This is a genomic window from Streptomyces sp. NBC_01506, from assembly GCF_045040295.1.
Classification (GTDB): Bacteria; Actinomycetota; Actinomycetes; order Streptomycetales; family Streptomycetaceae; genus Streptomyces.
Genome location: NZ_CP109422.1, coordinates 2,933,959 through 2,952,520, shown reverse-complemented (window position 1 = coordinate 2,952,520; position 18,562 = coordinate 2,933,959). Strand labels below are relative to the sequence as shown.

At 69.1% G+C, this 18,562-nt stretch carries 17 protein-coding genes and 1 riboswitch; of the genes, 8 read left to right on the top strand and 9 right to left on the bottom strand.

Annotation, left to right across the window (positions count from 1 at the left end; all coding sequences use genetic code 11):
- Positions 1–59 precede the first annotated feature (59 nt).
- Positions 60–797 carry a D-Ala-D-Ala carboxypeptidase family metallohydrolase gene (locus OG329_RS12570; protein ID WP_405794923.1) on the top strand — a complete coding sequence of 246 codons (738 nt, stop codon included), beginning with the start codon at positions 60–62 and terminating at the stop codon, positions 795–797.
- Positions 798–847: 50 nt separating this feature from the next.
- Here the strand turns inward: OG329_RS12570 and OG329_RS12565 are convergent, their stop codons facing one another.
- On the bottom strand, positions 848–1,810 hold the full coding sequence (locus tag OG329_RS12565) for a GlxA family transcriptional regulator (protein WP_405794922.1): 963 nt from the start codon (positions 1,808–1,810) through the stop codon (positions 848–850).
- An 81-nt stretch (positions 1,811–1,891) separates the two neighbouring features.
- Here OG329_RS12565 and OG329_RS12560 point away from each other — a divergent pair, with 81 nt between their 5' ends.
- Positions 1,892–2,113, top strand: coding sequence for a hypothetical protein (locus tag OG329_RS12560; protein ID WP_405794920.1), 222 nt, complete (start codon positions 1,892–1,894; stop codon positions 2,111–2,113).
- Positions 2,114–2,233: 120 nt separating this feature from the next.
- A complete protein-coding gene (locus OG329_RS12555) occupies positions 2,234–3,139 on the top strand; it encodes an aminoglycoside phosphotransferase family protein (RefSeq protein ID WP_405794918.1) in 906 nt (301 codons plus the stop codon).
- 33 nt (positions 3,140–3,172) lie between these two features.
- On the opposite strand, the gene OG329_RS12550 is transcribed toward OG329_RS12555, so the two are convergent.
- The 4 genes from OG329_RS12550 to OG329_RS12535 form a co-directional block, all read right to left on the bottom strand.
- Positions 3,173–3,769, bottom strand: coding sequence for a GNAT family N-acetyltransferase (locus OG329_RS12550; RefSeq protein WP_405794916.1), 597 nt, complete (start codon positions 3,767–3,769; stop codon positions 3,173–3,175).
- Between the two features lie 59 nt (positions 3,770–3,828).
- Positions 3,829–4,851, bottom strand: coding sequence for a ribonucleotide-diphosphate reductase subunit beta (locus OG329_RS12545; protein ID WP_405794915.1), 1,023 nt, complete (start codon positions 4,849–4,851; stop codon positions 3,829–3,831).
- Positions 4,851–7,286, bottom strand: a complete 2,436-nt coding sequence (locus OG329_RS12540; protein ID WP_405794914.1) for a ribonucleoside-diphosphate reductase subunit alpha — start codon at positions 7,284–7,286, stop codon at positions 4,851–4,853. The genes OG329_RS12545 and OG329_RS12540 overlap by 1 nt, the downstream gene beginning before the upstream one ends.
- A 148-nt stretch (positions 7,287–7,434) precedes the next feature.
- A riboswitch (cobalamin riboswitch) is annotated at positions 7,435–7,567 on the bottom strand.
- A gap of 77 nt (positions 7,568–7,644) precedes the next feature.
- Positions 7,645–8,169, bottom strand: a complete 525-nt coding sequence (locus OG329_RS12535; RefSeq protein ID WP_405794913.1) for a GNAT family N-acetyltransferase — start codon at positions 8,167–8,169, stop codon at positions 7,645–7,647.
- A gap of 85 nt (positions 8,170–8,254) precedes the next feature.
- On the opposite strand from OG329_RS12535, the gene OG329_RS12530 reads away from it, so the two are divergent.
- The gene (locus OG329_RS12530) at positions 8,255–8,842 is read left to right on the top strand and encodes a Uma2 family endonuclease (protein WP_405794912.1); all 588 of its coding nucleotides are present in this window, start codon (positions 8,255–8,257) and stop codon (positions 8,840–8,842) included.
- A gap of 63 nt (positions 8,843–8,905) precedes the next feature.
- On the opposite strand, the gene OG329_RS12525 is transcribed toward OG329_RS12530, so the two are convergent.
- From OG329_RS12525 to OG329_RS12515, 3 genes are all read right to left on the bottom strand, one after another.
- A complete protein-coding gene (locus OG329_RS12525; protein ID WP_405794911.1) occupies positions 8,906–9,127 on the bottom strand; it encodes a YbdD/YjiX family protein in 222 nt (73 codons plus the stop codon).
- On the bottom strand, positions 9,124–11,388 hold the full coding sequence (locus OG329_RS12520) for a carbon starvation CstA family protein (RefSeq protein WP_405794910.1): 2,265 nt from the start codon (positions 11,386–11,388) through the stop codon (positions 9,124–9,126). Before OG329_RS12520 ends, OG329_RS12525 begins: the two co-directional genes overlap by 4 nt.
- A gap of 148 nt (positions 11,389–11,536) precedes the next feature.
- Entirely contained in the window at positions 11,537–12,301 is a 765-nt protein-coding gene (locus tag OG329_RS12515) for a GntR family transcriptional regulator (protein ID WP_405801794.1), read from the bottom strand.
- 279 nt (positions 12,302–12,580) lie between these two features.
- On the opposite strand from OG329_RS12515, the gene OG329_RS12510 reads away from it, so the two are divergent.
- The 4 genes from OG329_RS12510 to OG329_RS12495 all read left to right on the top strand — a co-directional run bounded on the left by OG329_RS12510 (position 12,581) and on the right by OG329_RS12495 (position 17,540).
- Positions 12,581–13,882, top strand: coding sequence for a sugar ABC transporter substrate-binding protein (locus tag OG329_RS12510; RefSeq protein ID WP_405794909.1), 1,302 nt, complete (start codon positions 12,581–12,583; stop codon positions 13,880–13,882).
- Positions 13,883–14,064: 182 nt separating this feature from the next.
- Positions 14,065–15,084: a carbohydrate ABC transporter permease gene (locus OG329_RS12505; protein WP_405794907.1), complete on the top strand. Its 1,020-nt coding sequence runs from the start codon at positions 14,065–14,067 to the stop codon at positions 15,082–15,084.
- Positions 15,081–15,983 carry a carbohydrate ABC transporter permease gene (locus OG329_RS12500; protein WP_405794906.1) on the top strand — a complete coding sequence of 301 codons (903 nt, stop codon included), beginning with the start codon at positions 15,081–15,083 and terminating at the stop codon, positions 15,981–15,983. Before OG329_RS12505 ends, OG329_RS12500 begins: the two co-directional genes overlap by 4 nt.
- A 6-nt stretch (positions 15,984–15,989) precedes the next feature.
- Positions 15,990–17,540 carry a glycoside hydrolase family 3 protein gene (locus tag OG329_RS12495; RefSeq protein ID WP_405794905.1) on the top strand — a complete coding sequence of 517 codons (1,551 nt, stop codon included), beginning with the start codon at positions 15,990–15,992 and terminating at the stop codon, positions 17,538–17,540.
- Between the two features lie 107 nt (positions 17,541–17,647).
- On the opposite strand, the gene nagB is transcribed toward OG329_RS12495, so the two are convergent.
- Positions 17,648–18,430 carry a glucosamine-6-phosphate deaminase gene (gene nagB, locus OG329_RS12490; RefSeq protein ID WP_405794904.1) on the bottom strand — a complete coding sequence of 261 codons (783 nt, stop codon included), beginning with the start codon at positions 18,428–18,430 and terminating at the stop codon, positions 17,648–17,650.
- Positions 18,431–18,562: the final 132 nt, after the last annotated feature.

Below are 18,562 nucleotides of genomic sequence, written 5' to 3'. Positions count from 1 at the left end.
TCTCGCGATACACCCGGCGTACGTCTCGCCGTACGTCTCGCCTCGAATCTGGAGACCCGATGCTTCGACGCACCGCACGACTCCTGCTCAGTCTTGTCATGACCCTGTCGTTCGCCTGGGCAGGTGCGGTGGTCACCGCCGGCACCGCGCAGGCCGACGGCTGCTACACCTGGTCCGGCACCCTCTCCCAGGGGTCCAGCGGCGCCGCTGTGACCCAGCTCCAGATCCGCGTGGCCGGCCACGCGGGCAACGGCGCCGTACTCGGCATCGACGGCGCGTACGGACCGGCTACCGCCGCCGCGGTCAAGCGCTTCCAGTCCGCGTACGGGCTGGCCGCCGACGGCGTGGCCGGCCCCGCCACCTTCAACAAGATCTATGAACTCCAGGACAACGACTGCACACCGATCCACTTCACCTACGCCGAACTCAACACCTGCAACTCCGACTGGTCGGGCGGCGCGGTGAGCGCCGCGACCGCCAAGTCCAACGCCCTGCGCACCATGTGGAAGCTGGAGGCGATGCGGCACGCGATGGGCGACCAGCCGCTCCGTGTCACCAGCGGATTCCGCTCGCAGGCGTGCAACGCGGCGGTCGGCGGGGCCAGCGGCAGCCGTCATCTGTACGGTGACGCCGCCGACATCGGGTCCGGACCGCACACGCTGTGCTCCCTGGCCCAGAACGCGCGGAACCACGGCTTCAACGGCATCCTGGGCCCGGGGTACCCCGGACACGACGACCACGCGCACGTCGACCACCGTTCGGGCCGCTTCTGGTCGGCGCCGAGCTGCGGGATCTGAGTAACGGCACTCTCCGCCGATACTCTCCGCCGACGCTCTCCGCCGGGGCCTCACGCGACGCGCGTGGGGCCTCGGAACGTGCGCCGGTAGGCGTTCGGGGTCGTACCGAGCGTGCGCAGGAAGTGGTGGCGCAGCCCCGCCGCGGTCCCGAAGCCCGACCGGCCGGCGATCGCGTCCACCGTCTCGTCCGTCCCCTCCAGCAACTCCTGTGCCAGCAGCACGCGTTGGCGCAGCAGCCAGCGGTACGGAGTGGTCCCCGTCTCCTGCTGGAAACGGCGCGCGAAGGTACGGGGCGACATATGGGCCCGCTCCGCGAGCTGTTCGACGGTGATCTCGAGGTCCAGATGCCGCTCCATCCAGGCAAGGACCCCGCCCACCGTGTCGCACGCGGTGGGCAGCGGGCGCTCGATGAACTGCGCCTGCCCGCCGTCACGGTGCGGCGGCACCACCATGCGGCGGGCGATCGCGTTGGCGACCTCGGGGCCGTGCTCCTGGCGTACGACATGCAGGCAGGCGTCGATGCCGGCGGCCGTACCGGCGGACGTGACGACCAGTCCGTCGTCGACATACAGGACGTCGGGCTGCACGTCGGCGAGCGGATACGCCTTCGCCAGCTCGGCGGAGTGCTTCCAGTGGGTGGCGCAGCGGCGCCCGTCGAGCAGTCCGGCGGCGCCGAGGATGAACACGCCCGCGCAGACACTGAGCACGCGCGCGCCCCGGTCCACAGCCCGGCGCAGGGCGGCCAGCAGCTCGGGCGGATAGTCGCGGACGACGTACGTGTCCCCGGCCGGCACGCAGATCAGATCGGCCTCCTCCAGCCGGTCGAGACCGCTCAGGTCGGACAGGGTGAATCCCGCGTGCGTCCGCAGGACGGCGCCCTCGGCCGAGACGGCGGCGAAGTCGTAGACGGGCAGCCCCTCGTCGCTGCGGTCGAGGCCGAACACCTCGCAGACCACGCCCAGTTCGAAGGGGTGCACGCCGTCGAGAAGGACGACCGCCACGTTTTTCAGCATGGCAGCAGTCTGGCAGTAATTCGATGGTCCATGACAGTCCTGCCACTGCTTTTTCTGCCCTGGAGCGACGACAGTAGAGCCATGAACACAATCGGTGGTTACCTCGTCGTACTGGCCCTTTTCGTCCTTCTCGCCCTTCCCGGGATCGTCGGGCACATCAAGGACCGCGCCATCGACCGCCAACTGCGGCGCGCGGAGCACCCGGACGGTGCGCCGGAGCCGCCCGTCGACCGGTCACAGACATATGCGCCGGCGCGGCCGCCGCGGCACCGAGCGCGCACCACAGCAGGTCAGGCGCATTGAAGGTCGACCCGAGCACGAGCCGTACGAGCACACTCCGCCCGGCAGGCTCGGCGGGCCCGGCGGTCACCCCGCTGAGCTGAGCTGGAGCCGTTGACGCCCGCCCCCGTACTGTGGGTTCGTATGACCGACGCCGAGATCGAGATCACCGCAGACCTGGTCCACGACCTGTTGCGGGAGCAGCATCCGGACCTCGCAGGACTGGCCATCCGTGAAGTAGCGGGCGGGTGGGGCAACCAAATGTGGCGCCTCGGGGACGACCTGGCCGTGCGCATGCCGCGTCAAGAAGGTGCCCCGGACCTTCTGCGCAAGGAGTACCGGTGGCTGCCCGTCCTGGCTCCGCGCCTGCCGCTGCCGGTCCCCAACCCCGTACGGATCGGGGAACCGTCCGCGCGCTTCCCGAAGCCCTGGACCGTCATGACGTGGGTGCCCGGCGAGCCGCTGGACCACACCTCCATCAGCCGCGGCGACCACGCGGCCGACACTCTCGCCGGCTTCCTCAGGGCGCTCCACGTGGAGGCACCCGAAGACGCGCCGATCAGTGCGGACCGCGGCGAGCACCCCAAGAAGTGCACCGACGGATTCGACCACTTCTTCCACTCCGTCGCCGTCCCCGGCGACCTCGCCGACGGGGTGCGGGCCGTCTGGGACGACGCCGTCGCGGCTCCCGAGTGGCAGGGCCCGCCGCTGTGGGTGCACGGTGACCTTCATCCCGCCAATGTCGTCGTCTCGGACGGGACGCTCGCGGGTGTGATCGACTTCGGTGACATGTTCGTCGGCGACCCGGCGTGGGACCTCGCCGCCGCGTGGGTGATTCTTCCGGCGGGCGCCGCCGCACGGTTCTTCGACGTCTACGCGCGCGCGGACGAGGCGGCGATCCGGCGCGCCCGCGGACTGGCCGCCATGAAAAGCCTGATCCTCATGCTCATGGGCCAGAACGGGGATCGGGGCCTTCCCGGCGGCAAGCCGACATGGGGACCCGCCGGCCGGGCAGCGCTCGATCGTGTGGTGCGAGACGGTCCGGTGTAGCCGTGGGACGGTCCGCGACCCGTACACGCGCCGTCAGTAGGAGGCGCGCCCCGAGTCATGCCCCGAGTCATGCCCCGAGTGGTGTCCCGCCATCGCCTCGCGCCGCACTTGCCACGTCTGGAGCTTCACGCTTCGCGTGTCGTTCTCGCGGAGCACCGGTGGCTCCTCCGTGAGCTGGAAGCCCGTGGCGCGCGCCACCGCCGCGCTCGGCGCGTTGGACGGCTCTATGCGGAGCACCGCGCGGCGGACCGCCGGGTCGTGGAAGGCGTGGGGGAGCAGCACGCGTACGGCTCGCGAGGCCAGGCCCCGGCGGCGGTACGGGGCGCCGATGCCGTAGGCGAGTTCGACCTGCGAGCCGTCCTGCGCCGCCATGAACAGCAGCACCTCGCCCATCGGGGTCTGCCCGTCCGTCGTGATGGCGAACTGGAGCGCCTGGCCCGCCGCCCGCCGTTCGTGGGCGCGGGTGACGTACTCGCGGGCCGCGGCCTCGTCGAACGGCGTGCGCAGCGGCGTCCAGCGGGCCATCTCGGGCTCGTCGAAAAGCGCGGACAGGGCGGTGACGTCCGCCTCGGTCCACTCCCGTAGGCGAAGGCCCTCACCTGCGGGGAGAGGGAAGGGTGTGCGAAGCATGGGGTCATACTGCCGCAGCCCCGTGGTGCGTTCCACGGGGCTGCGGCGGTTCCACTTCTTCAGAAGTCGTCGTCGAAGCCGACCGTTCCCTCCACCGCCACCTGGTACGCCGACGGGCGGCGCTCGAAGAAGTTCGTCAGCTCCTGGACGCCTTGCAGCTCCATGAACGAGAACGGGTTCTCGGAGCCGTACACCGGCGCGAAGCCCAGGCGCTGGAGGCGCTGGTCCGCGACGCACTGGAGGTATTCGCGCATCGACTCCGTGTTCATGCCCGGCAGGCCCTCGCCGCACAGGTCGCGGCCGAATTGCAGCTCCGCCTCGACCGCCTCCTTGAGCATGTCGGTGACCTGCTGCCGCAGTTCGTCGTCGAAGAGTTCCGGCTCCTCCTTACGGACGGTGTCCACGACCTCGAAGGCGAAGTTCATGTGCATCGTCTCGTCGCGGAACACCCAGTTGGTGCCGGTGGCCAGCCCGTGCAGCAGACCGCGCGAGCGGAACCAGTAGACGTACGCGAACGCTCCGTAGAAGAACAGGCCCTCGATGCACGCCGCGAAGCAGATCAGGTTCAGTAGGAAGCGGCGCCGGTCCGACTTCGACTCCAGGCGGTCGATCTTCTCGACGGAGTCCATCCACTTGAAGCAGAACTGCGCCTTCTCGCGGATCGACGGGATCTCCTCGACCGCGTCGAACGCCGCCGCGCGGTCCGCCGGGTCCGGGAGATAGGTGTCGAGCAGCGTCAAGTAGAACTGGACGTGCACGGCCTCCTCGAAAAGCTGGCGGGAGAGATAGAGCCGCGCCTCGGGGGAGTTGATGTGCTTGTAGAGCGTCAGCACCAGATTGTTCGAGACGATCGAGTCGCCCGTCGCGAAGAACGCGACCAGCCGGCCGATCATGTGCTGCTCGCCGGGGGAGAGTTTGGCGAGGTCGGTGACGTCGGAGTGGAGGTCGACCTCCTCCACCGTCCAGGTGTTCTTGATCGCGTCGCGGTAGCGCTCGTAGAAGTCCGGGTAGCGCATGGGGCGCAGGGTCAGCTCGAAGCCCGGGTCGAGCAGGTTCTTGTCTACGGCAGGGGTGGAACTCATTACTGGCAGGCCTCGCAGGACTCGGGGTTTTCCAGGGAGCAGGCGATCGCGTCGGCGTCCGGCGCCATCTGCACCGGTACGGCCGGGGTGGGTACGGCCGCCGCCACCGGTTGGGACTTCGCCGCGCGGGCGATCCGTGTCGCCGGGCGCGAGCGCAGGTAGTACGTGGTCTTGAGCCCCTTCTTCCAGGCGTACGCGTACATCGAGCTGAGCTTGCCGATGGTCGGCGTCTGAAGGAACAGGTTCAGCGACTGGCTCTGGTCGAGGAACGGCGTGCGCGCCGCCGCCATGTCGATCAGTCCGCGCTGCGGGATCTCCCACGCCGTGCGGTACAGCTCACGCACGTCGGCCGGGATCCAACCGAAGCCCGCCACCGAGCCGTTGGACTCGCGCAGCGCCTCGCGGGACTGCGCGTCCCACACGCCGAGCCGCTTCAGCTCGGCCACCAGGTAGGCGTTGACCTGGAGGAATTCGCCGGACAGCGTCTCGCGCTTGAAGAGGTTGGAGACCTGCGGCTCGATGCACTCGTACACCCCGGCGATCGACGCGATGGTGGCCGTCGGCGCGATGGCGAGCAGCAGGGAGTTGCGCATTCCGCTCTTCGCGACGCGCGCCCGCAGCGCGTCCCAGCGCTCGGGCCAGTTGAGCGCGACGTCGTAGTGGTCCGGGTGCAGTACGCCGCGCGCGGTGCGGGTCCGGTCCCAGGCCGGCAGCGGGCCCTCGCGCTCGGCGAGGTCGCAGGACGCCTCGTACGCCGCGAGCATGATGCGCTCGGCGATACGGGTGGAGAGCGCGGCGGCCTCGGCGGAGTCGAACGGCAGCCGCTTCTTGAAGAAGACGTCCTGGAGGCCCATCACGCCCAGGCCCACGGGGCGCCACTTGGCGTTGGAGCGGCCGGCCTGCTCGGTCGGGTAGAAGTTGATGTCCACGACCCGGTCGAGGAAGGTCACGGCGGTACGGACGCTGTCGTCCAGCCGCTCCCAGTCCAGCTCGCCGCTCTCGGTCACGAACGCGCCGATGTTGACCGAGCCGAGGTTGCAGACGGCCGTCTCGCCGTCGTCCGTGACCTCCAGGATCTCGGTACAGAGGTTCGAGGAGTGCACGACGGTGCCGGGCTCGGCGGTCTGGTTCGCCGTACGGTTCGACGCGTCCTTGAAGGTCATCCAGCCGTTGCCGGTCTGCGCGAGGGTACGCATCATGCGGCCGTACAGCTCGCGCGCCGGGATGGTCCTGCGGGCCTTGCCCGCCGCCTCGGCCGCGCGGTACGCCGCGTCGAAGTCGTCGCCCCACAGATCGACCAGCTCGGGCACGTCGGAGGGGGAGAACAGCGACCAGTCGCCGTCCGCGTCGACCCGGCGCATGAACTCGTCGGGAATCCAGTGCGCGAGGTTCAGATTGTGCGTACGGCGCGCCTCCTCGCCCGTGTTGTCGCGCAGCTCCAGGAACTCCTCGATGTCCGCGTGCCAGGTCTCCAGATAGACGCAGGCCGCGCCCTTGCGCCGGCCGCCCTGGTTGACGGCGGCGACGGAGGAGTCGAGCGTGCGCAGGAACGGCACGATGCCGTTGGAGTGCCCGTTCGTGCCGCGGATCAGTGAACCGCGGGCGCGGATACGGGAGTACGAGAGGCCGATGCCGCCCGCGTGCTTCGAGAGCCGGGCGACCTGGTGGTAGCGGTCGTAGATCGAGTCCAGCTCGTCCAGGGGGGAGTCCAGCAGATAGCAGGACGACATCTGGGGGTGCCGGGTGCCGGAGTTGAAGAGGGTGGGGGAGGAGGGGAGGTAGTCGAGCCGGCTCATCAGGCCGTACAGCGCGGCGACCTCGTCCACGGCGGCCGGGGAGTCGTCCTTGGCCAGCCCGGACGCGACGCGCAGCATGAAGTACTGCGGCGTCTCGATGACATCGCGGGTGATCGGGTGCCGGAGCAGATAGCGGCTGAAGAGGGTACGCAGGCCGAAGTAGCCGAAGCGGTCGTCGGCGGCCGGGTCGATCAGCGCGTCGAGGCGGGCGGCGTGGCGGGTGACGAACGCGGCCGTACGGTCGGCGATCAGGCCCTGCGCGTGGCCCACGCCGACCGACGAGGAGAACGAGACGGCGCCCTGACCGGCGGCCTCGTCCGCGATGGTGCGGGTGAGCAGACGGGCGGCGAGACGCGAGTACGCGGGGTCCTCGGAGATGAGCCCGGCGGCGGCCTCGGTGGCGAGTTCACGCAACTCGGCCTCGTCGGACGCGGCGTTACGGCCACGGAGCGCGGCGGCGGCGACCTTGCCGGGGTCGGTGTCTGCGAGGTCGGCGGTGAGGTCCGTGAGGAGCCGCAGAAGGCCCGTCCCGGGCCCGTCGGCCGGCCTGTCGGCTGTGACGGCGGCGGCCGTGACGGCGGCCGTCTCCCGTACCCGCTCGGAGATCGCTGAAGCCGGATCGGCTGGCGCGATGGTCACGTGGTGCTCTCCCTCGCTCGGCTCTGGGCCACGGAGGGAGGGGCACGGCAGCGCACGCCCGCGTACGCCGCCCCACAACCGGGCAGCGCGCGCTGCGGCGTCCACCGGCCCAACCTCGAGGCCCGGACGTCTCGGCACCCGGATCGGTCGAGCCGGATGCGCCGTCGGCAGGTGCTCGGACTCGCGGGCACGACAAAGCGCACCACAGCACACCGTTGCGGGACAGTTCCGGATTCCCACCGGATTCTCCTGCGGCGACAGCAGACTTGAGCATACATGTGGGGTTGCTTGGGAGCGGCACCCCCCACATGTTGTGTCGCGGGCGTTTCGCCTTGCCCGGAATCAGCCCCGAAACGCCTTAGATTTCCAGGCTGTAGGTGAGCAGGGACAGCCCTGGGATGGGCGACCAGTCGCGCTCCGGGGTTCGTACGAAGCCCAGGCGCTCGTAGATCCGGTGCGCGTCGAGCATCGACTTCTGCGTGGACAGCCGCACCCGTACACACCCCTCGGTGGCCCGCGCACGGTCCACACACGCCCGCACCAGCGCCCCGCCGACACCCCGTCCCCGGGCGGCCGGCGCGACGGCCAGCATGCGGAACTCGGCCTCCCCGTCCCCGGCCAGATCGGCCCACGCGGACGGCCCGGAGACATGGGCCACCCCACCGAGCACACCCCCGTCCGCGCCGACGGCCACGAGCACCTCGGCCCCGACGGCCCGCGCCGCGACGTCCCGCAGGGTCGCCAGATAGGGGTCGTCCTCCCCGAAGTCCAGCAGCCCGTCGTCCAGATAGGCCCGCGCGGTTATCTCCCCGAGCACGTCGTACTCGCCGGGCTCGGCCGCTCTGATGGTGAAGCCGGCCTCCGGCCGTGTCGTCTGATCCATCCATGCAGTGTGCGACACGGCTCCGGCGGTGCGTTGTCCGAGGGCACCGCTAGCGTCGATCGCGACATGAGGAGGTTTGAGCCGCGTGGTCACTACCGACCGAGTCCATGTGGAAACCGACGACTTCGACGAGTTGTACCGCATTCTGAGCCGTACGGCCGAGCGTGCCCGCCTTGAGCTGATCGACGGGAAAGTGCACAGCAAGGCGGGCCCGGACGGTACGCACGGATGCATCATGCAGTGGCTCCTGCGCCGCTGTATGCGGTCGCGACCAGAGCTGTGGCTCTATCCCGCCCAAGGGCTGAAAGCCCAGCGACATCGCCAGGGACGCGTCCGGACGGACGGTTCTCTCGCTCCGAGCGGTGCGTTCGTCGGCCAAGGCGAGTGGGTCGACCCTGGCCCCGTCCTCATGGCCGTCGAGGTCACGTTGTACGACTCCGACTCCGACACCGACGCGCGCGACCGCGTGGAGAAACCCCGTGTCTACGCCGAGACCGGTATCCCCGTCTATCTGCTGATCGACCGGGACTCCTGCGAGGTGACCGTCCACAGCGAGCCGGACGGTGTGCGGTACGAGAGCGCCCGCACCGTGCCCTTCGGCAAGACGGTCGTTCTGCCCGGCCCGGTGGACATCACCCTGGAGACCGAGCAGCTCAAGGAGTGGGTGTGCTGACACCGGTTCGCGTACGGCGAAGGGCCGCCGCTCCCCGTGGGGGAACGGCGGCCCTGGGACCGCTCAGCAGCAGCGGAAGCCCTCCCTCGGGTCCGCCTCGCGCGCGTCCATCCGTTCGCGTTCGAAAGCGCGGCGGGTCTTGACCTCCGCCGTCGGGTCGCAGGCGCGGGTGTGGGCCACGTAGTGGTCGTACGCCGACTCGCCCGTCAACTCGCGTACGTACCAACGGATCCGGCCCATCGCGTGGCGCACCTTCGCCGCGGAGGTCAGGACCGCGGACGTCATGACGGCCCCACCCCCGTCCCGGTGGACGCCCCCGTCCCGTTGGACGCCGCCGCCAGTTCCGCCTTCTCCTCCTTCGTCGGGATCAGGCCCGCCGGCGCGACCAGTTCCGACTTCACGTACGGCGTCTCCGACAGCTTCACGCTCTGCGGGTCGCGGATCGCCTTGTAGCAGACCCGCGCCGCGTCGGCGATGACCACGATGATCAGGATCGCGAACAGCGCCGAAAGCACGCCGTCCACCGTCGAGTTGGTGACGACCGTGTGCATCTCGTCCATCGATGTCGCCGGCGGGATCACCTCGCCGTTGTCGATGCCCGCCTGGTAGACGTCGCGCTGGGTGAAGAAGCCGACCCTCGGGTCGTCGGAGAAGATCTTCTGCCAGCTCGCGGTGAGCGTGACCGCCGCGTCCCAGGCGAGCGGAACGCCCGTCACCCAGGCCCACTTCAGCCGCCCCGACTTCACCAGCAGCGTCGTGCACACCGCGAGCGCCACCGCCGCCAGGAGCTGGTTCGCGATGCCGAACAGCGGGAAGAGCTGGTTGATGCCGCCCAGCGGGTCGTGCACGCCGACCCACAGGAAGTAGCCCCACGCGCCGACGACCACCGCGCTGGCGAACCAGACGCCGGGCTTCCAACTGACCTGGCGCATCGGCTTGTACACATTGCCGAGCATGTCCTGGAGCATGAAGCGCCCGACGCGCGTGCCCGCGTCCACCGTGGTCAGGATGAACAGCGCCTCGAACATGATCGCGAAGTGGTACCAGAACGCCTTCATCCCCGTACCGCCGATCACGGACGAGAAGATGTCCGACATCCCGAGCGCGAAGGTCGGCGCGCCGCCCGTACGCGACAGCAGGCTCGACTCCTCGACGTCCTTCGCCGCCTGGGCGAGTTGATCGGGCGAGATCGTGAAGCCGAGGTTCGCGACCGCCTGGGAGGCGGATTCGACCGTGCCGCCGATGACACCGGCGGGGGAGTTGACCGCGAAGTACAGACCCGGGTCGATGATGCACGCCGTGATCATCGCCATGATCGCGACGAACGACTCGGTGAGCATCGCGCCGTACCCGATCATCCGGATCTGGGTCTCCTTCTGCACCATCTTCGGCGTGGTGCCCGAGGAGACCAGTGCGTGGAAACCGGACAGCGCGCCGCACGCGATGGTGATGAAGACGAACGGGAACATCGATCCGGCGAAGACCGGACCGTCCCCCCGGCTCGCGAACTCGGTGACCGCGTCCATCTTCATCGTCGGCAGCGCGACGACCACGCCCACCGCCAGCAGCGCGATCGTGCCGACCTTCATGAAGGTCGACAGATAGTCGCGCGGCGCCAGCAGCATCCAGACCGGCAGTACGGAGGCGAGGAAGCCGTACACGATCATCCAGATGACCAGCGTGCCGGCCTCCAGAGTGAAGGTGTCGGCGAGCGAGGACTCGGCGACCCAGCCGCCGGCCACGATCGCGAGCAGCAGCAGCGCCACGCCGATGAGCGAGACCTCGCTGACCTTGCCCGGCCGCAGCACCCGCAGGTACACGCCCATGAACAGCGCGATCGGGATGGTCATCGCGATGGAGAAGACGCCCCACGGCGAGTCGGCGAGCGCGTTGACGATGACCAGCGCCAGCACCGCCAGCAGGATGATCATGATGAGGAAGACCGCGATCAGCGCGGCGGCGCCGCCGAACGGGCCGATCTCGTCACGGGCGATCTGACCGAGCGAACGGCCGTCCCTGCGCGTGGAGAAGAACAGCGTGACCATGTCCTGGACCGCGCCCGCGAAGATGACACCCGCGACGATCCAGATCGTGCCCGGCAGATAGCCCATCTGCGCGGCCAGCACCGGCCCGACGAGCGGCCCCGCGCCCGCGACGGCGGCGAAGTGGTGCCCGAACAGCACACGCCGGTCGGTGGGGTGGAAGTCGACACCGTTGTCGAGGCGTTCGGCGGGCGTGGCCCGCGTCTTGTCGACCTTCAGCACCCGCCGCGCGATGAATCTGGCGTAGAAGCGGTAGGCGATCGCGTACGAGCCGAGTGCCGCCGCCAGCATCCAGGCCGCGGAGACCTCCTCACCGCGCGACAGCGCGAGGACGCCCCAGCCGACCGCGCCCACCAGGGCGACCAGCGCCCAGATCGCGATCGACTTCGGCGCGAGACGCCCGGACGAGCCCGAGCCCGAGCCCGAGCCCGAGCCCGACGAGCCCGACGAATTGGTCGAACTAGGTGTGTTCTGTGCGGAACTTGCTGGTGTCGACTCTGGCATGGTGGGTCGTCCCCTCGCTGATCACCTGCGGAAACACGCAGGAAATCTAGGGGACTTGCTCGCATGCGTCACCCCCCAGGCGTCTCGTACTCCCGCGCGGGTGCTGAACGTACGTCGTGATGTGGGGTTTTGTTGGTTGAGGTCCGGCTCAGTCGGTCGGCCGGCGCAGCCTCGCCACGAACTTGTAACGGTCGCCGCGGTACACCGAGCGCACCCACTCCACCGGCTCCCCGGAGGTGTCGATCGAGTGCCGCGACAGCATCAGCATGGGCAGGCCCACATCAGTACCGAGCAGCCCGGCCTCGCGCGGTGTCGCCAGCGACGTCTCGATGGTCTCCTCGGCCTCCGCCAGGTGCACCCCGTACACCTCGGCCAACGCCGTATACAGAGATGTGTACTTGACGAGTGAACGGCGCAGCGCGGGGAAGCGTTTGGCCGAAAGATGTGTGGTCTCGATGGCCATCGGCTCGCCGCTCGCCAGCCGCAGCCGTTCGATGCGCAGCACGCGCCCGCCGGTGGTGATGTCGAGCAGCCCGGCGAGCGTGTCGTCGGCGGTGACGTAGCCGATGTCGAGCAGTTGCGAGGTCGGCTCCAGGCCCTGCGCGCGCATGTCCTCGGTGTACGAGGTGAGCTGGAGCGCCTGCGAGACCTTGGGCTTGGCCACGAAGGTGCCCTTGCCCTGGATCCGCTCCAGCCGGCCCTCGACCACCAGCTCCTGGAGCGCCTGGCGCACGGTGGTGCGCGAGGTGTCGAACTCGGCCGCCAGCGTGCGCTCCGGCGGTACGGGCGTGCCCGGCGGCAGTGTCTCGGTCATGTCGAGCAAATGCCGCTTCAGCCGGTAGTACTTGGGCACACGGGCGGTGCGGGTCGCCGCCCCGTTCTCGGGTTCGCCGCCGCCCCCGTCCGTGGCCATGGTCTGCCTTCCCGACTCCTGCGCTGCTGCCGTCACCGGCTCCTCCGTCTGTTGCGGCTCACATGGTGGCACGGTCCGGTCGCGGGTCGTCTCCCCGATCCAGGTGTCGGTCCGATAACGGACACGACAGCCCTCTTATACACCCTTGACACCCCTAAAGGTCTAGGCCAAGCTCCCCGTACTGGTCTAAACCATTAAAGACCAGGTCCCAGCCCCGGTGGTACTCGTCGTAAGTCTTCGCGGTGGGGAGGGGGGGCAGGAATCCCTGAGGAGGATGGCGTGAAGCGCAAGCTCATCGCGGCGATCGGCGTCGCGGGCATGATGTTCTCGGTCGCGGCGTGTGGATCGGACGACAGCAATTCGGCGGAGGATCCGAAGGACCGTAAGGACACTGTCACCGTCTGGCTGATGGTGGACGCGCAGAGCACCTGGCCGGAACTGGTCAAGGATGTCAACGCGCAGTTCAAGGAGAAATACCCGAACGTCAAGGTCAATGTCCAGTACCAGCAGTGGGCGGACAAGGCCAAGAAGCTCGACACCGCCCTCGGTGGCGACAAGTTCCCGGACGTCGTCGAGCTGGGCAACACCGAGACGATGCAGTACATCCTCAACGGCGCGGTCGCCGAGATCGACCCCAAGAAGTACGACAACTCGGACACCTGGATCCAGGGTCTGAAGGACACCTGCACCTTCGAGGGCAAGCAGTACTGCGTGCCCTACTACGCCGGTGCCCGAGTCGCCATCTACAACACCGAGATGCTCAAGAAGGGTGCCGGCCTCGACACGCTGCCGGAGACCGAGGACGAGATGCTCGCGGCGATGGACAAGGTCGGCGCCGAGTACGCGAAGGACGACAAGCGCTTCTCCAGCCTCTACCTGCCGGGCCGTTACTGGTACGCGGCCATGTCGTACGTCGCCGCGTACGGCGGCAAGATCGCCGAGTACGACGAGGGCGCCAAGGAGTGGAAGGGCACGCTCTCCTCGCCCGAGGCGCAGAAGGGCATCCAGCACTTCATCGACCTGGTCAAGAAGTACAACAAGGCGGACCTGACCAAGGACGAGCAGGACCACGCCAATGTGATGGCCAACGAGAAGGCGGCCCTCATCTACGGCAACGGCTGGGAGTCGGGCTCCGTCATCGACGGCGAGAACAACGGCAACCCCAAGCTCGAGGGCAAGATCCTCACCGCCGGAATGCCCGGCCCGAACGGCAAGGCGCTGCCCTCCTTCATCGGCGGCTCCGACCTGGCGATCACCGAGAAGTCCAAGGTGCAGGACCTGGCCGAGGACTGGGTCTCGATGTTCACCAGCGAGAAGTCCATGGAAGTTCTCGCGAGCAAGAACATCCTGCCGAACAACGAGAAGCAGCTCGAGCCGCTGAAGGCGAAGCCGGAGACGGCCGCCATCGCCAACGCCGTACCCGACGCGTGGTTCACCCCGATCGCGCCCGGCTGGACCTCCATCGAGAAGGAGGAGGTCCTGAAGAACATGCTCCTGTCGATCCTCAAGGGTGACTCCGTGGCCGACGCCGCGAAGGAAGCCGACGCGAAGATCAACGAACTGATCAACGAAGAGTCCTGACCCAGGAGTTCTGAGCCAGGGTCAGGAGCCACGAGCCCTGACCCAGGGCCTCCGGCGCCCCCGCCCCCGGAGGGCCCGTCGGCTCAACGGCGGGCGGGCGGGGGTCCGGTCACCACCGGGCCCCCGCTCCCCGCCCTTTCGGGCGTGGATTCGGTGCAGAGAATGAAACGGAAGGTCAGTCAGTGACTGCTGCCGACACGCAGGAGGCCGCCGGACCACCGGCGCCCCCGGTACCGCGTGACCCGAAAGGGACAGACGGCCGGCCCGACCCCGGGAACGGGACGGTCAAGGCCACCGGGAGGAGACGCCGCAAGAAGGGCGAACTCCTTCCGTTCCTGCTGATTCTCCCGGCGATCGTCGCCATCGCCGCCGTCTACGCCTTCCCGCTCACCAAGACCGTGATCATGTCCTTCCAGGACATGGGCCGGCGCGAGCTGTGGACGGGGGACTCGCCGCCCTGGGTCGGCTTCGAGCAGTTCACCAACATCCTCGGTGACAACGAATTCTGGTCCGTCACCGGCCGCACCGTCCTGTTCATGATCGTCTGCGTCGCCCTCACCATGGCCATCGGCCTGCTGGTCGCCCTGATGATGACCCGGCTGTCCACCTGGGTGCGCCTCACCCTGACCGCGGCGCTGATCGCCGCCTGGTCGATGCCCCTGATGGTCGCCGCCTCGATCTTCCGCTGGCTGTCGGACTCCGACTACGGCCTGCTGAACACCCTGATAGCCAAGGTCGCCGGCGAGGACTTCCTCGGCCACAACTGGTTCCTCGACCCCTGGCAGGGCTTCGCGATCATCACGCTGCTCGTCGTCTGGGGCGCGATCCCGTTCGTCGTGATCACGCTGTACGCGGCCCTCACCCAGGTCCCCCGGGAGCTGGAGGAGGCGGCGGCCCTCGACGGTGCCAGCATCCGCGGCGTGTTCCGCTTCGTGACCTGGCCCGTCATCCGCCCGGTCTTCGTCATGGTCACCACGCTCTCGGTGATCTGGGACTTCAACGTATTCGGCCAGATCTGGCTGTTGCGCGGCAACAAGCCCGAACCGGAGTACGAGACCCTCGGCCTCTACTCCTTCTCCAAGGCGTTCGAGTCCACCTCCTTCAGCCAGGGCACCGCGATCGCCCTGATCACCGTCCTGCTGCTCTCCGGCGTGGCCGTGTTCTACCTGCGTCAGCTCATGAAGACAGGAGAGGTCGAATGAGTACCTCAACCTCCGCCGCGCCCACGCCCGTTCCCGCCACGTCCGCGCCGGTCACCGAGCAGAAGCTGCGCCCGGACCGCAAAAAGAGCCGCGGCCTCTTCGACGTACTCGGTCTGCTGTTCGCCGTCGTCATGGCCTTCCCGGTGTACTGGCTGGTCATCAGCTCACTGCGGCCCAACCACGAGATCCGCTCCTACGACCAGACGCTGTGGCCGTCGTCGCTCACCTTCGACAACTTCGCCCGCGCGGTCGACCAGCCGAACTTCGGCACCGCCGTCCAGTCCAGCCTGATCGTCTCGGTCACCGCGGTCGTCGGCGGCATGGTCATCGCGACGCTGGCGGCGCTCGCCATCGGCCGGTTCAGATTCTTCGGCCGCCGCGCGCTGCTGATGGTGCTCATCCTCGTACAGATGCTGCCGCCGACGGCGATGCTCATCCCGATCTACGCGCAGCTCAACGCGATCGGGGGCCTGGACGAGTACTGGGGCCTGATCATCGTCTACCTGGTGTCCACCCTGCCGTTCGCGATCATCATGATCCGCGGTTTCGTCGTGAACATCCCGGTGGAGCTGGAGGAGTCGGCGATGGTCGACGGCTGTACGCGGATGGGCGCCTTCCGGCGGGTGATCTTCCCCCTGCTGGCCCCGGGCCTCGCGGCGGCGTCGATCTTCGCGCTGGTCAACGCGTGGAACGAGTACCTCTTCGCGTACATCCTGATCAACGACAACTCCAAGTACACGCTCAACGTGTGGCTGATGACCTTCACCACCGAGCGCGGCACCGACTACGGGGCGCTGATGGCGTCCTCGACTCTCATCGCGCTGCCGGTGGTGGTGTTCTTCATGATCATTCAGAAGAAGATGGCGACCGGTCTGACATCCGGCGCAGTAAAGGGATAACGCCGTATGACGACTCTCACCCATGGCTCGGACACACTGACCCGGGACGCGCTCGCCGTCCTCCAGCCCGGCTTCCACGGCACCACGGCGCCCGACTGGCTGCTGCGGCGCATCGGCGAAGGACTGACGTCCGTCGGTCTCTTCGGCCGCAACATCAGTTCGCCGGCCCAACTGGCCGCGCTCACGGCGCAACTGAGGGCCGAGCGGGAGGACGTCCTCGTCGCCATCGACGAGGAGGGCGGCGACGTCACCCGTCTCGAGGTGCACGAAGGCTCGTCCTTCCCCGGCAACTACGCGCTGGGCTCCGTGGACGACGTCGACCTCACCCGCGCCGTCGCCCGCGAGCTGGGCAGCCGGCTCGCCGCGTGCGGCGTCAACCTCAACTGGGCGCCGTCCGCCGACGTCAACTCCGACGTCAACAACCCGGTCATCGGCGTCCGCTCCTTCGGCGCCGACCCGGCGCTCGTGTCCCGGCACACGGCCGCCTATGTAGAAGGTCTCCAGTCCGCCGGGGTGGCCGCCTGCACCAAGCACTTCCCGGGACACGGCGACACGGCCGTCGACTCGCACCTCGCGATGCCCCGCATCGACGTGGACTTCGACACACTCCACGCCCGTGAGCTGGCGCCTTTCCGCTCGGCGATCACCGCCGGTTCCAAATCGGTGATGAGCGCGCATATCCTGCTTTCCGCGCTCGACCCGGACCGCCCCGCGACTCTCAGCCCGCAGATCCTCACCGGACTGCTCCGTGAGGAGCTGGGCTTCGACGGGCTGATCGTCACCGATGGCATCGAGATGCAGGCCATCGCGTCGACGTACGGCATCGAGCGCGGCTCCGTCCTCGCGATCGCCGCGGGCGTCGACGCGATCTGCGTCGGCGGCGGCCTGGCCGACGAGGGCACCGTCCTGCGACTGCGCGACGCGCTCGTCGACGCGGTACGCGGCGGCGAACTGCCCGAGGAGCGACTGGCCGACGCGGCGGCGCGGGTACGCGCCCTCGCCGACTGGACGCTGCGGGCGAGGGGGGCTTCGGGGCCGGGCGCGGCTGCACAGGAGGGGACCGCGCCCGGCATCGGCAGCGGTACGGGCACGGGCTCCGGCCCCGGTGCCGGTGCCGACATCGGGTTGATCGCCGCGCGCCGCGCCCTGCGGGTGACGGGCACGATCGAACCTCTTCAGGAGGCGCCCTACGTCGCCTCCTTCGAGCCCGTCGCGAACATCGCCGTCGGCGACGAGACCCCCTGGGGCGTCGCGGCCGAACTGGCGGAGCTGCTCCCGGGTACGCGGAGCGACACCTACGGCGCCGAGGACGGCGCGGCCGAGGTACTGGCCGCGGCGGGGGAGCGCAGGATCGTCGCCGTGGTACGCGACGTCCACCGGCACGCCTGGATGGCGACCGTCCTTCAGGGCATCCTCGCGGCCCGTCCGGACACGGTCGTCGTGGAGATGGGTGTCAACCACGCCGAGCCCACGGGAAGCCCGCACATCGCCACGTACGGCGCCGCGCGCGTCTGCGGACGGGCGGCGGCGGAAGCCCTGACGGGTCGGGGGGCCTGAGCACGGCGCGTACACGCAGAACACCGGAGGGCCCGCCGCACACGGCGGGCCCTCCGGTGTTTCACGTCCGGTGTTTCACGTCCGTCCGGCGATCGGGGACGAGCCGGTCAGATGCCCTGCCAGTCCGGCTTGGCGGCGTACGTGGCGCGGAAGTACTCCGCCAGCTTCAGCTTGGACGCCGCGGCCTCGTCGACCACCACCGTGGCGTGCGGGTGCAGTTGCAGCGCCGACGCGGGTACGACGGCGGCCACCGGCCCCTCCACGGTCTGCGCCACGGCCTCGGCCTTGCCCTCGCCCGTGGCCAGCAGCACCAGGTGCCGGGCCTCCAGGATCGTGCCGATGCCCTGGGTGATGACGTGGTGCGGGACCTCGTCCGGGCTGTCGAAGAACCGGGCGTTGTCCGCCCGGGTCTGACGCGTGAGCGTCTTGATACGGGTGCGCGAGGCCAGCGACGAGCACGGCTCGTTGAAGCCGATGTGCCCGTCCGTACCGATGCCGAGCAGTTGGAGGTCCACCCCGCCGGCCTCGGTGAGCGCCCGGTCGTACGCCTCGCACGCCGCCTGTACGTCCTCGGCGGCGCCGTCCGGTCCCATGAAGGCGTCCTCGGTCAGTCCGAGCGGTTCGACGACCTCGCGCAGGACCACCGAGCGATACGACTCCGGGTGCCCGGCCGGCAGGCCGACGTACTCGTCCAACTGCGCGATGCGGGCGCCCGACGCGTCCACCTCGCCGGCGCGCACCTTGGCGGTCAGCGCCTGGTATATGGGCAGCGGGGTCGATCCTGTGGCCACCCCGAGCAGGGCGTCGCGCTTGCGGCGCAGCAGGCCCGCGATGCTCCGCGCTATGAGCTCGCCGCCCGCCTTGGCGTCCTGGACGATGACAACTTCCACGCTGGGCCTGCCGATCTGGTGAAGGGTCCTCTGGGTCTCGTGGTATAGACCAATCTAGCAGAGCGCCCGGGGGTGGCGGGGCCCCCTCCGCTGGCGGGGGTACAGGTTCTCGTGGTCGACTTGTGCGGGGCC

Bases quoted from the DNA above. Each gene is read 5' to 3' on its own strand.
- OG329_RS12570 (WP_405794923.1), top strand. From the start codon at position 60: ATGCTTCGACGCACCGCACGACTCCTGCTCAGTCTTGTCATGACCCTG.
- OG329_RS12525 (WP_405794911.1), bottom strand. From the start codon at position 9,127: ATGACGTCCGCGGTCCTGACCTCCGCGGCGAAGGTGCGCCACGCGATG.
- OG329_RS12555 (WP_405794918.1), top strand. From the start codon at position 2,234: ATGACCGACGCCGAGATCGAGATCACCGCAGACCTGGTCCACGACCTG.
- OG329_RS12565 (WP_405794922.1), bottom strand. From the start codon at position 1,810: ATGCTGAAAAACGTGGCGGTCGTCCTTCTCGACGGCGTGCACCCCTTC.
- OG329_RS12520 (WP_405794910.1), bottom strand. From the start codon at position 11,388: ATGCCAGAGTCGACACCAGCAAGTTCCGCACAGAACACACCTAGTTCG.
- OG329_RS12560 (WP_405794920.1), top strand. From the start codon at position 1,892: ATGAACACAATCGGTGGTTACCTCGTCGTACTGGCCCTTTTCGTCCTT.
- OG329_RS12550 (WP_405794916.1), bottom strand. From the start codon at position 3,769: ATGCTTCGCACACCCTTCCCTCTCCCCGCAGGTGAGGGCCTTCGCCTA.
- OG329_RS12495 (WP_405794905.1), top strand. From the start codon at position 15,990: ATGACGACTCTCACCCATGGCTCGGACACACTGACCCGGGACGCGCTC.
- OG329_RS12500 (WP_405794906.1), top strand. From the start codon at position 15,081: ATGAGTACCTCAACCTCCGCCGCGCCCACGCCCGTTCCCGCCACGTCC.
- OG329_RS12545 (WP_405794915.1), bottom strand. From the start codon at position 4,851: ATGAGTTCCACCCCTGCCGTAGACAAGAACCTGCTCGACCCGGGCTTC.
- OG329_RS12535 (WP_405794913.1), bottom strand. From the start codon at position 8,169: ATGGATCAGACGACACGGCCGGAGGCCGGCTTCACCATCAGAGCGGCC.
- OG329_RS12515 (WP_405801794.1), bottom strand. From the start codon at position 12,301: ATGGCCACGGACGGGGGCGGCGGCGAACCCGAGAACGGGGCGGCGACC.